Raw genomic sequence first — 11,079 nt, 5'->3', positions numbered from 1 at the left:
AGCTGCAAAGAAACCCATCTCGCCTTGCCCAAAATTATCGACAAGCTGCGTGCCGACGGTTATCAATTCGTAACAGTCTCGGAACTGATTGCCGGCTCGCAGGTCAAGACCCAAGAGCTCAATTAAAAAAGCTGACCTGGTGGGGTCAGCTTTTGCTGTATTTACCTGCCGAGAATGCGGTGCAGCTGCATGACCTGCCAGACATTGCAGAACAATAAAGGCACCAGCATCGACATCGTCGAGTAAAAACTGTGCTGCTTCAACGCCGGAATCCACTCCAAGGCAGTAAAGACAAACATGAAAAAGAGCGTCGGCACCCATGCGCTGGGGTTGGTCAGCCGCGCTTTTCCATAAGCCGTCACGACCGCAATCACCAGCAGCAGGACAGGCTCTACGAAAAACTCGCCTAAATTGCTTCCATCTCCCAGCATCGTGTAGCGCAAATAAACCATGTCAAAAAATACAAACAACACCAGGAAAATTTGAATATTTCTCCATAATGTCGGGTTTTTAAACATTCCTCTGGCAAAATAGGTAATAGTCATATAGGCAAACAAGCCCATCTGTGCCACGATGCTGATCGTCATCCCATACAGCATTTGCATAAACGTGCCCATAAAAAAATTGGCCCAAGAGCCTTCCCATAATTTATCGGAAGCGAAAATAAGACCTACCAAGATGCCGCCCAATCCACCCAGCAGCAATGTTGTAAAAAACAGCCAGCCATACTTGCGCAAGCTCACTGTGCGTCCCTCCCATCTGCATCGCTTTTGATTGTACCAACCCATGCAAGAAAATACTAGCGTAAGAACAAAACAAAATGCACACGTTACTTATAGACAGGGTAAAAGGAGGGTAACCGCCTCATGAGGATGAAGAGCATTTCTTTGTGGCTGTTGCTGGCGGTCAGCCTGGTGATGACAAGTTGCGGCGGCGGTCAAGGACAGGCCCAAGGTTCGTCACAGCCTGATTATAAAAGCGTAAAGGATATGGTGCTCGATATCCTGCAGACGGAGGAAGCGAAAGACTCCGTGGCCAAGATGATGAAGGATGAAAAATTTACGCAAAAACTCATCCTCGACGAGTCCACCGTAAAAACGACACTGATCCAGAGCATTGCCAGTCCGGAAAATACGCATATCAAAGAAGCCTTTAAGGATCCCAAGTTCGCCAGCACCCTCGCCAAGTCGATGAAAAACGAACACAAAACCTTGATGAAAGACTTGATGAAGGACCCCGAGTATCAAAAAATGCTGGTCGAGATCATGAAGGATCCCGAATTTGAGAAAAATATGCTGGAATTGATGCGCAGTTCCGCATACCGCAAGCAGACGATGCAGGTGATGAAGGAATCCTTGCAAAGTCCACTGTTCCAAACCGAGCTCATGACACTGATGACCAAAGCCACGGAAGACATGATGAAGCCCAAGGAACAACAAAAGAAAGGCAAAAAAGGCGGGCAAGGCGGAGAGGGTGGCCAAGGCGGCGGTGGTGGTGGCAGTTAATCGCAAAAAGGTGAGCTCCTCGCGCAGTAGAGCCCACCTTTTTTCATACAGATACAGGGAAATCGCTATTGATTGACTGCCGCTTCGGTTTTGGCCACCACGTGCTTGGCCATATCCAGGTAAATTTGTCCGATTGGCGATTCCTCCCTGTAGATGGAAGGTGAGTAATCGGGTTCGGCCGGATGATTTTCCGGTTGGCCCAGCGGGATTTGCGCCAGCAGCTCGGTCGCCAGGGTCTCCGCCAGTTTGCCCCCGCCGCCCCGGCCGAAGACGTATTCCTTGGAACCGTCCTTGGCCTCGTACCAGGCCATATTTTCGACGACACCGAGGATCTCGTGGCCTGTCTTCTTCGCCATTGCACCGGCGCGGGCTGCGACGAAGGCAGCCGTCGCGTGAGGAGTCGTCACGACGATTTCCTTGCTTTGCGGGATCAGGGTGTGGACATCCAGCGCCATATCACCGGTGCCGGGCGGCAGGTCCAGCAGGAGGTAATCCAGGTTCTCCCCCCAGTGAACTTCGGTGAAAAAGTTGCGCAGCATCTTGCCGAGCATCGGACCGCGCCAGATAATCGGGGAGTTGTCCTCCACAAAGAAGCCCATCGACATCACCTTGACGCCGAATTTTTCAACGGGTAAAATCGTCTCTCCGATCACCGTAGGCCGCTGTTCAATGTTCATCATGTCCGGCACGCTGAAACCGTAGATGTCTGCGTCGATAATGCCCACCTTTTTCCCGAGACGGGCCAGCGATACAGCCAGATTGACGGTTACGGTGGATTTGCCCACGCCGCCTTTTCCGGATGTAACGGCGATAAACGTCGTCTTCGAGTCTTTGGCCAAAATCGGATTCAGCACAGGCGGCTGACCTGCGGAGGCCGGAGCGGAGGCCTGTCCCCCGCGAAGCTGCGCGCTGAGTGCCGCGCGCTCTTCATCGGTCATGGAGCCAAACTGCAGGCGTACGTCTTTCGCCCCCAGCTCCTTGATCGCGGAGATGACGTCCTCTTCGATTTTCGCTTTCAACGGACACCCGGAAATCGTGAGAACGACCGTCAGACTCACGGTTTCTCCTTCGATGCGGATGTCGCGGATCATATTTAATTCGACCAGGCTGCGATTGATTTCCGGGTCTTTTACATCGCGTAACGCTTCCAGTACGCTTTCTTTGGTCAACATCTCGTCCACCTCAATCTCATTTTCTTCAGACGAAAACTAGGTCTCCACACAGGGGATGCGCGTTCATTATAGCATATCCGAAGGTTCCGCACACGAATGCAGGTGTCCCCTGTCAGGAGGTCGCAGGCGGATTTTCCCCGGCGTAATGACGCAGGATTCCCTGGTAGATGGCATTGGCCATCGCTTTTTGGTATTCGACCGAGCGCAAGCGTTTTGCCTCTGCTTCATTGCTCACAAACCCGACCTCGACCAAGACCGCTGGGCATTCGACCTCGCGAATCAAGAAAACATCGTTGGTTTTGCTGGGTAAGCGGTCGGTATTTTCCAAGACGCGCTTGATCTCATCCTGAATCAGATAGGCCATGTCCCCGCTCTTTTTATAGGCCGGATGATAAAACGTCTGCGCTCCCTTCCACCTGGGCGAGGGAATGGAATTAACATGCACGCTGACCAGAAAGTCGGGCGTATGCTCGTTGACAAATTTGACGCGGTTTCGGATATCCTCCGATTTCCGCCTGCGGAGACGCTCGGCTTCCTCCGATGCCAAATCCCGATCATCTTCCCTCGTCATGATGACATGAGCTCCTGACTGAATGAGAAAATCCCGCAAATACAGGCTAATCGCGAGCGTCACTTCTTTTTCCACGACGTCGCCATCAGCCGACACAGCACCACCGTCTTTGCCTCCGTGCCCCGGATCGATCGCGATCACGGTTCCGGCCAATGGCAGTGACCAGGTCGTCCAGGAGGAGCGATCTGGCGCTTCGTAGGTGAGCAACAGCACGAGCAGAAGAACTGACAGAATATATCCCGTAACTTTTCGAGCCACCTTGCACCGTCCCCTTTGTCCATTCTCGTTTCATCTTATGGACAAAGCCCGGCAAATATGACGGCTTGTTCTCCCTGGCGGCAAAACAAAAACCCCCTGCCTTTGCTTGGTGCAAAGGACAAGGGGCTTGCATAAGCCTCTCTTAGCGCTTGGAGAATTGAGGTGCGCGACGAGCAGCTTTGAGACCGTATTTTTTACGCTCTTTCATACGAGGATCGCGAGTCAGGAAGCCAGCGCGCTTCAGAGCGCCGCGCAGTTCCGGATCAGCTTTCAAGAGAGCGCGGGAAACGCCGTGACGGATTGCACCAGCTTGGCCAGTGGTACCGCCGCCTTTAACGTTTACGAGAACATCGTAGCGACCCAGTGTTTCAGTCAGTACGAGTGGTTGTTTAACAATTAGCTTCAGTGTTTCCAGACCGAAATAAGTATCCATCTCACGCTTGTTGATCACGATGCGACCTTCACCTGGAACCAGGCGAACGCGTGCTACGGAGTGTTTACGACGACCTGTGCCGTAGTATTGTACTTGTGCCACGTGTCTTTCCTCCCTTTACCTTAACCGCGAATTTGCCATACTTCTGGTTTTTGAGCTGCGTGCGGATGGTCAGTTCCCGCATACACTTTCAGCTTGGTGAACATTTGGCGTCCCAGGCTGTTTTTCGGCAACATGCCTTTTACTGCGATTTCAAACATGCGAGCTGGCTTGTTTTTCAACATGTCGCCTGCAGAGGTTACTTTCAAACCACCCGGATAGAGGGAGTGGGAGTAGTATTTTTTGTCTTGCAGTTTGTTGCCTGTCAGTTTCACTTTGTCAGCGTTGATGACAATTACGAAATCGCCGGTATCAACATGAGGAGTGAATTCCGGTTTCAGTTTGCCGCGCAGAATGGAAGCTACTTCGCTAGCCAGACGGCCGAGCGTTTGCCCTTCCGCGTCAACGATGTACCATTTACGCTCGACTTCGAGCGGTTTCGCCATATATGTGGTACGCATGTTTGTCCCTCCTAGATATCTTACACATCCAATACATTTGGAAAACAATGGCGGAAAAGTTGTCTTGTAACGGGAGAGCAACTTCTCCAGGTGTTTCAATCAAAATAAAAAGAAAAACACGATCTTGTTTTCAATCCCGGGGCTAGAGTGGGGCTAGGCGGGGTATGAAAATACCAAGGAATATCGTACTACATGGATGGCCTGGAGTCAAGTGCTCTCTGGCATGTTAAACATTGGCACGGCCAGTTTTTATGCGGACACGTCCTGGCTTACTCATCCTCATAAAACACTTCCCACATGGTCAGCCCCTTGGCCGGAGCCGTTTTTCCAGCCAGCTCCCGATCCCGCCCCTGCAAAATGGACAGGAGCTCATCAGGCTGCCGTTTTCCCTGCCCGACTTCCACCAAGGTTCCGACAATGATCCGCACCATGTTGTACAAAAATCCGTTGCCGCGGCAAATCACCCATACCTCGTCACCAGCTGCCTCCACTCGGAGGTCGTAGACCGTCCTCACCTTGTCCTCGACAAAGGTTTTGGCAGAACAGAAGGAGGTGAAGTCATGGGTGCCCACCAGATGGCGAGCTGCCTGGCGCATCGCCTCCAAATCGAGCGGAGAGCGGATATGGTCGGCATAGCGGTGACGAAACACATTGGCGACAGGGCCATTGTCGATGCAGTAGCGGTATTCCTTTGCCTTTGCGTCAAACCGGGCGTGAAAATCGGGGGAGGCCTCTTCCACGGAGAGGATCACAATCGAGTCGGGAAGCTGGTTGTTCAGCACAAATGCCCATTTCTCAATCGGAATCCCGCTGCGGGTATCGAAATGAAAGACCTGGCCGCGAGCGTGCACCCCTGCATCCGTTCGGCCCGATCCGGCTATCTGAATCGTCTCGCCCGTGATGCGCTGCAAGGCTGCCTCGATCTCCCCTTGAATCGTCACCTGCTCCGGCTGCACCTGAAAACCGCTGAAATCGGTACCGTCATAGGCGACCCGGCACTTCAACCGTCTCATGTGCGCCACCATCCAATCACCAGGGCCAGCACCAGCGAAGCTGCGGCGATGGAGCCGTCCCGCCAGCCCAGGGTCAGCTTGCGCAGGCGCGTCCGTCCGACACCGCCCCGATACCCCCTCGCCTCCATCGCCAGGGCCAGCTCTTCCGCACGCCGAAACGCGCTAATGAACAGCGGAATGACGATGGGAATCAGATTCTGTGCCCGCCGGATCAAATTCCCGCTGGTGAAATTGGCGCCGCGCGCCATCTGCGCCTTCATGATCTTGTCTGTCTCTTCCATCAGCGTCGGGATAAACCGCAAGGCGATCGACATCATCAAGGCGATTTCATGGACGGGGACACCCACCCGGCCGAAGGGGCCGAGCAAACGCTCCAGGCCTTCGGTCAAGTCAATCGGCGAAGTCGTCAGCGTCAACAGCGAGCTGACCAGCACCAGCAGACTGACGCGGAGGGAGATAAAAATCGCTTGGGTGACGCCCTGTTCTTCGATGGAAAACCAGCCCCATCTGAAATAAACGTCTCCCCCCTTGGTGATGAGCAAATGCAGGACAACGGTAAATAAGACCAGTATCCATACGGGGCGAAGACTTTTCAGAATGTAGACCATCGAGAGGCGAGAGAGCAGGATCAGCATCGCCGTAAAGGCGAGCAGGATCACATAAGTGGTCGCGTTGTTGGCCATGAATACCAGAAACGCAAACAAGATGATAAACAGCATTTTGCTGCGGGGATCAGCCCGGTGAAGGAAGGAGTGCCCCGGTACATATTGACCGATCGCTATGTTTTGCAGCATCCCTCATCGCTCCTTTACAGCGGCCATGCGTGCCAACAGTTGTCCAATCAGCTCTTCCTCCCGGTAGATGGAGGCCGGCAAACGCAACTCCTCCGGCAGCCGTCGGTTTAGCTGGGAGACGAAGGCGACCGTATCGGGTACGTCCAATCCCAGGCCGCGGAGCAGCTCGGACTGGGCAAAGACCTCATCCGGCGTCCCGACAAGCACCACCCTGCCGTTGGCCATCACGACCAGCATGTCGGCGTAACGGGCCGCCTCTTCCATGCTGTGCGTGACCAGCAGTGTCGTAAGCGACTGCTCCCGGTGGATGCGGTAGATGGCCTCCAGGATCGCTTTCTTTCCCGCCGGGTCCAGCCCGGCCGTCGGCTCATCCAGGATCAGCACCTTGGGCTGCATGGCCAGGACGCCCGCTATCGCGACACGGCGCATCTGTCCGCCGCTCAAGAGAAACGGCGAGCGATCTTTGACTGCCTGATAGTCCAGCCCTACGATTTCCAGGGCTTCGCGCGCACGTATCTCCGCCAGTTCGGGAGACATGCCAAAATTGAGCGGCCCAAACGCGACATCCTTGGCGACTGTCTCTTCAAACAGCTGATGCTCCGGATACTGAAAAACAAGACCAATATGCTGCCTGCTCTCGTGGGGCAGCTTTTTGGCCGGACTCACCGTCACCTCATCCAGCCGAATCGTGCCCGCTGTCGGCTGCAGCAAGCCGTTGACGTGCTGAATGAGCGTCGATTTCCCCGATCCTGTGTGACCGATAATCCCGACGAAGGAGCCGGACGGAATGGTCAGGTTTACATCCTGCAGCGCAAGGCGTTCGAATGGTGTACCCACTCCGTACACATGGCTTACCTGTTCAAAAGTAATCTGCATAAGTGTTCCACCAGCTCCTCTTGGTGCAGGCTGAATGGCAGAGACACCCCTTCCGCGGCCAGTGCGTGACGCAGCCGGACGGGAAAGGGCACATCGAGTCCAAGTGCCAGCATTCTCTCCGGATCGGCAAACACCTCGTCTGCCGTACCATCCCATTCGACCTGGCCGGCTCGCATCACGATGACTCGATCGGAGTAGACGGCTTCTTCGGGAAAATGGGTGATGTTCACCACGGTGATCCCCTCTTCTTGGTGAAGCTGGCGAACGAGCTGCAGCACCTCTCGCCGCCCCATCGGGTCCAGCATGGCGGTCGCTTCATCGAGGATCAGCACCGACGGACGCATCGCCAGGATCCCGGCAATCGCCACACGCTGCTTCTGACCGCCGGACAGCCGATGCGGCTGGTGATGGAGGTGTTCTGCCATCCCGACGGCCTGCAGGGACTCATCGATGCGACTCCGCATCTCCTCCGGCTCTACCCCCATATTTTCCAATCCGAACGCGACGTCATCCTCTACGGTCGCACCGACGATTTGGTTATCGGGATTTTGAAAGACCATGCCGACCAGGCGACGAATCTCCCAAACCAGTTCGCCATCGCGGGTGTCGATGCCGGTCACGAGGACCGCTCCGTCATCCGGAAGGAGCAGCGCGTTCATCAGCTTGGCCAGCGTGGATTTGCCCGAGCCATTATGGCCGAGCACGGTGACAAAGGAGCCGGCGCGGATGTCGAGATTGATGCCCGCAAGCACCTTTTCCTTCTGCCCTCCCTCGCCTTCGTAAGCAAAGGAGACATTTTGTAAAGCCAGTAGACGTTCGTCCGTCATCTGGTGACCACATCCTCCCAGCATGCAACAGGTAAATTTCACGGTCGCGCCAGCAAGCCTGCGCGAGTTGCAAGCGATCAATGGATAAAGAAAAAAGGGCATGAATCAGAGTCCAGTCCGTGACCAGAATCTGCCCCCACCCTTTTTCAGGCTGTTTCAAATCAAAAGAGACTTTTGGAAACAACCGGATCAAACAGATGTGTATTACACCAATTCGATGTATGCCATTGGAGCAGCGTCCCCACGACGAGGACCTGTCTTCAACACACGAGTGTATCCGCCGTTGCGCTCTTTGTAGCGAGGCGCGATCTCATCAAACAGCTTTTGAACCGCATCGCGGCCTTCTTCGGTAGCTACTTCTTTGCGAACGAAAGCAGCTACTTGACGGCGTGCGTGCAGGTCACCGCGTTTTGCCAGCGTGATCATTTGATCCGCGATGGAACGCAGTTCTTTCGCTTTCATCTCAGTGGTCTCGATGCGTTCGTTGATGATCAGGTCAGTTACCAGATCACGGAACAGCGCTTTACGAGCCGAACTGCGACGACCCAGTTTACGGTATGCCATGTTCTTACCTCCTTCTTACTCGCGAGCACTACGTCGATTCTGCTTCTTGTTCGAGCGAGATCTGCAGTGCCCTCGGGGTACTTCTTACTCGCGAGCACTACGTCGAAATCGCTTCTTGTTCGAGCGAGATCTGGTGTGCCCGCTGGTGATTCGGTGCACGCCCTAGTCGTCGCTGCGGAGAGACAGGCCGAGTTCAGCCAGCTTCTCTTGCACCTCTTCCAAGGATTTGCGTCCCAGGTTGCGCACCTTCATCATGTCTTCTTCGGTCTTCTGCGTCAGCTCTTGCACAGTATTGATACCGGCACGCTTCAGGCAGTTGTAGGAACGTACAGAGAGATCGAGCTCTTCGATGGTCATCTCGAGCACTTTCTCTTTCTTGTCTTCCTCTTTTTCCACCATGATTTCGGCATCCTTCGCCTCGTCCGTCAAACCGACAAAGAGGTTCAGGTGCTCCGTCATGATTTTGGCGCCCAGACTGACGGCTTCTTCCGGACTAATGCTGCCGTTGGTCCAGACCTCCAGCGTCAACTTATCGTAGTTGGTCATCTGACCAACACGGGTGTTCTCCACTTGATAGTTGACACGCTTAATGGGTGTATAGATCGAATCAATCGGAATCACGCCAATCGGCAAGTCCTCCGACTTGTTTCCATCTGCTTGTACATATCCACGTCCACGTCCAGCTGTCATACGAATATGCAGACGACCACCGTTTGCCAACGTTGCAATATGAAGATCAGGGTTCAAGATCTCCACATCACTGTCTGCGCGGATATCTCCCGCCTTGACTACGCCCTCGCCCTCCGCGTCAATCTCGATGACTTTTTCTTCATCGGAATGAATCTTCAGTGCAAGGCCTTTGATGTTTAGGATAATCTCCGTTACGTCTTCCACTACGCCTTCAACCGTAGAGAACTCATGAAGAACCCCGTCTATCTGAACGGTGCGTACCGCCGCACCCGGCAAGGACGAGAGGAGAATTCGTCTCAACGAGTTGCCAAGAGTGGTACCGTATCCGCGCTCAAGAGGTTCCACAACGAATTTCCCGTACGAGTTGTCGTCGTTTACTTCCACAACCTCGATTTTCGGTTTTTCTATTTCTATCATTATAAACAAACCCTCCTTCAAAACGTCGAAATTCTTGGGTGGGCAAAATTTCGCCCACTCAGGAATTTCCCCGGCGGTTTACCGTTTGCGTGCATGACAAGCTAAAATCAGAATTTACCATTCTAGTATGGACATGTTCTGAAACTTATAAACCCGTTACACGCGGCGACGTTTTGGTGGGCGGCAACCGTTGTGCGGAATTGGCGTAACGTCTTTGATCATGTTTACTTCCAGGCCAGCAGCCTGCAGGGAACGAATCGCAGCCTCGCGACCTGCACCCGGGCCTTTTACCAGCACTTCCAGCGAACGCATGCCGTGTTCCATTGCTACGCGAGCAGCGGATTCAGCAGCCATTTGCGCTGCGAAAGGCGTGCTTTTGCGGGAGCCTTTGAAGCCGAGGGCACCGGCACTGGACCAGGAGATCGCGTTTCCGTGCGGATCCGTAATCGTTACGATCGTGTTGTTGAACGTAGAGCGGATGTGTGCTACGCCGACTTCAACGTTTTTACGGTCACGACGACGGGTACGAGTAGCCGTCGCTTGTTTTCTTTTCGCCATGTCCCATTACCCTCCTTTACTTCTTCTTGTTCGCTACCGTACGGCGTGGACCTTTGCGCGTACGTGCGTTTGTTTTGGTGCGTTGGCCACGAACAGGGAGACCACGACGATGGCGGATGCCACGGAAGCAGCCAATTTCCATCAAACGTTTGATGTTGAGGGAGATCTCACGACGAAGATCGCCTTCCACCTTGATGTTTTTATCGATGAACTCACGCAGTTTCGCCACTTCGTCTTCCGTCAGATCACGAACGCGCGTGTCCGGGTTTACACCAGCAGCGGACAGAATGCGTTGAGACGTGGGACGCCCGATACCAAAGATATAGGTAAGAGCAACTTCTACGCGTTTTTCGCGAGGCAAGTCAACGCCTGCAATACGTGCCATGTGTCAAAAGCACCTCCTTGTTTACTTATCCTTGTTTTTGCTTATGCTTCGGATTTTCACAAATAACCATTACGTTACCTTTGCGACGGATAACCTTGCATTTTTCGCAAATCGGTTTCACCGACGGTCTCACTTTCATGGTTCTTGCCTCCCTCTCTAGGGGTTTCACTTATTTGTAGCGGTACGTAATCCGTCCGCGAGTCAAATCGTAAGGCGACAGTTCAACGGTTACCTTGTCCCCAGGCAGGATGCGGATAAAATGCATGCGGATTTTCCCCGAAACGTGAGCGAGCACTTTATGCCCATTCTCCAATTCTACCCGAAACATCGCATTGGGCAAAGGTTCAATTACCGTACCTTCTACTTCAATCACATCGTCTTTCGCCATCGTCAAACTCTCCTTTCTGCTGTGTAGCTTCAGTCAGACCATGAGTTTTGGTTCAAACATTACAGAAC

General features: G+C 53.7%; 17 protein-coding genes (1 of these 17 cut by a window edge). 2 read left to right on the top strand and 15 right to left on the bottom strand.

What is annotated here, in order from left to right:
- A protein-coding gene (pdaB, locus tag JD108_RS01560; protein ID WP_198828287.1) for a polysaccharide deacetylase family sporulation protein PdaB crosses the window boundary here: on the top strand, positions 1 to 126 show its end. The gene continues 639 nt to the left of window position 1, outside the view; only the last 126 of its 765 coding nucleotides appear in the window; its start codon lies beyond the left edge, outside the window; the stop codon is at positions 124 to 126.
- 35 nt (positions 127 to 161) lie between these two features.
- Here pdaB and JD108_RS01555 read toward each other — a convergent pair whose 3' ends face one another.
- Positions 162 to 743: a KinB-signaling pathway activation protein gene (locus tag JD108_RS01555; protein WP_198828286.1), complete on the bottom strand. Its 582-nt coding sequence runs from the start codon at positions 741 to 743 to the stop codon at positions 162 to 164.
- A gap of 123 nt (positions 744 to 866) precedes the next feature.
- Here JD108_RS01555 and gerD point away from each other — a divergent pair, with 123 nt between their 5' ends.
- A complete protein-coding gene (gene gerD / locus JD108_RS01550) occupies positions 867 to 1,505 on the top strand; it encodes a spore germination lipoprotein GerD (protein WP_198828285.1) in 639 nt (212 codons plus the stop codon).
- Positions 1,506 to 1,570: 65 nt separating this feature from the next.
- Here the strand turns inward: gerD and JD108_RS01545 are convergent, their stop codons facing one another.
- From JD108_RS01545 to infA, 14 genes are all read right to left on the bottom strand, one after another.
- Entirely contained in the window at positions 1,571 to 2,677 is a 1,107-nt protein-coding gene (locus tag JD108_RS01545; protein ID WP_198828284.1) for a P-loop NTPase, read from the bottom strand.
- A gap of 112 nt (positions 2,678 to 2,789) precedes the next feature.
- Positions 2,790 to 3,506: an N-acetylmuramoyl-L-alanine amidase CwlD gene (cwlD, locus tag JD108_RS01540; RefSeq protein WP_198828283.1), complete on the bottom strand. Its 717-nt coding sequence runs from the start codon at positions 3,504 to 3,506 to the stop codon at positions 2,790 to 2,792.
- A gap of 142 nt (positions 3,507 to 3,648) precedes the next feature.
- A complete protein-coding gene (gene rpsI / locus JD108_RS01535; protein WP_198828282.1) occupies positions 3,649 to 4,041 on the bottom strand; it encodes a 30S ribosomal protein S9 in 393 nt (130 codons plus the stop codon).
- Between the two features lie 20 nt (positions 4,042 to 4,061).
- Complete coding sequence (gene rplM, locus JD108_RS01530) at positions 4,062 to 4,499, bottom strand: 50S ribosomal protein L13 (RefSeq protein WP_198828281.1); 438 nt, start codon at positions 4,497 to 4,499, stop codon at positions 4,062 to 4,064.
- A gap of 269 nt (positions 4,500 to 4,768) precedes the next feature.
- Positions 4,769 to 5,512: a tRNA pseudouridine(38-40) synthase TruA gene (gene truA, locus JD108_RS01525; protein WP_198828280.1), complete on the bottom strand. Its 744-nt coding sequence runs from the start codon at positions 5,510 to 5,512 to the stop codon at positions 4,769 to 4,771.
- Positions 5,509 to 6,306 (bottom strand): energy-coupling factor transporter transmembrane component T family protein, encoded by a 798-nt coding sequence (locus tag JD108_RS01520; protein WP_198828279.1) that lies wholly within the window; start codon positions 6,304 to 6,306, stop codon positions 5,509 to 5,511. The genes truA and JD108_RS01520 overlap by 4 nt, the downstream gene beginning before the upstream one ends.
- A 3-nt stretch (positions 6,307 to 6,309) precedes the next feature.
- Entirely contained in the window at positions 6,310 to 7,182 is an 873-nt protein-coding gene (locus JD108_RS01515; protein WP_198828278.1) for an energy-coupling factor transporter ATPase, read from the bottom strand.
- The gene (locus tag JD108_RS01510; protein ID WP_198828277.1) at positions 7,158 to 8,009 is read right to left on the bottom strand and encodes an energy-coupling factor transporter ATPase; all 852 of its coding nucleotides are present in this window, start codon (positions 8,007 to 8,009) and stop codon (positions 7,158 to 7,160) included. Before JD108_RS01510 ends, JD108_RS01515 begins: the two co-directional genes overlap by 25 nt.
- A 204-nt stretch (positions 8,010 to 8,213) precedes the next feature.
- Positions 8,214 to 8,573, bottom strand: a complete 360-nt coding sequence (rplQ, locus tag JD108_RS01505; protein ID WP_198828276.1) for a 50S ribosomal protein L17 — start codon at positions 8,571 to 8,573, stop codon at positions 8,214 to 8,216.
- A 162-nt stretch (positions 8,574 to 8,735) separates the two neighbouring features.
- Positions 8,736 to 9,680, bottom strand: a complete 945-nt coding sequence (locus tag JD108_RS01500) for a DNA-directed RNA polymerase subunit alpha (protein WP_198828275.1) — start codon at positions 9,678 to 9,680, stop codon at positions 8,736 to 8,738.
- Between the two features lie 156 nt (positions 9,681 to 9,836).
- On the bottom strand, positions 9,837 to 10,238 hold the full coding sequence (gene rpsK / locus JD108_RS01495; protein WP_198828274.1) for a 30S ribosomal protein S11: 402 nt from the start codon (positions 10,236 to 10,238) through the stop codon (positions 9,837 to 9,839).
- 16 nt (positions 10,239 to 10,254) lie between these two features.
- Positions 10,255 to 10,623: a 30S ribosomal protein S13 gene (rpsM, locus tag JD108_RS01490; RefSeq protein WP_198828273.1), complete on the bottom strand. Its 369-nt coding sequence runs from the start codon at positions 10,621 to 10,623 to the stop codon at positions 10,255 to 10,257.
- A gap of 25 nt (positions 10,624 to 10,648) precedes the next feature.
- Positions 10,649 to 10,762, bottom strand: a complete 114-nt coding sequence (rpmJ, locus tag JD108_RS01485; protein ID WP_003333770.1) for a 50S ribosomal protein L36 — start codon at positions 10,760 to 10,762, stop codon at positions 10,649 to 10,651.
- 30 nt (positions 10,763 to 10,792) lie between these two features.
- Positions 10,793 to 11,011 (bottom strand): translation initiation factor IF-1, encoded by a 219-nt coding sequence (gene infA, locus JD108_RS01480; RefSeq protein WP_003333772.1) that lies wholly within the window; start codon positions 11,009 to 11,011, stop codon positions 10,793 to 10,795.
- Positions 11,012 to 11,079: the final 68 nt, after the last annotated feature.

Origin of the sequence: Brevibacillus composti, assembly GCF_016406105.1 — a bacterium.
Taxonomy (GTDB): domain Bacteria; phylum Bacillota; class Bacilli; order Brevibacillales; family Brevibacillaceae; genus Brevibacillus; species Brevibacillus composti.
The sequence above is the reverse complement of the archived record's forward strand: the minus strand, read 5'-3'. Positions and strand labels throughout refer to the sequence as shown.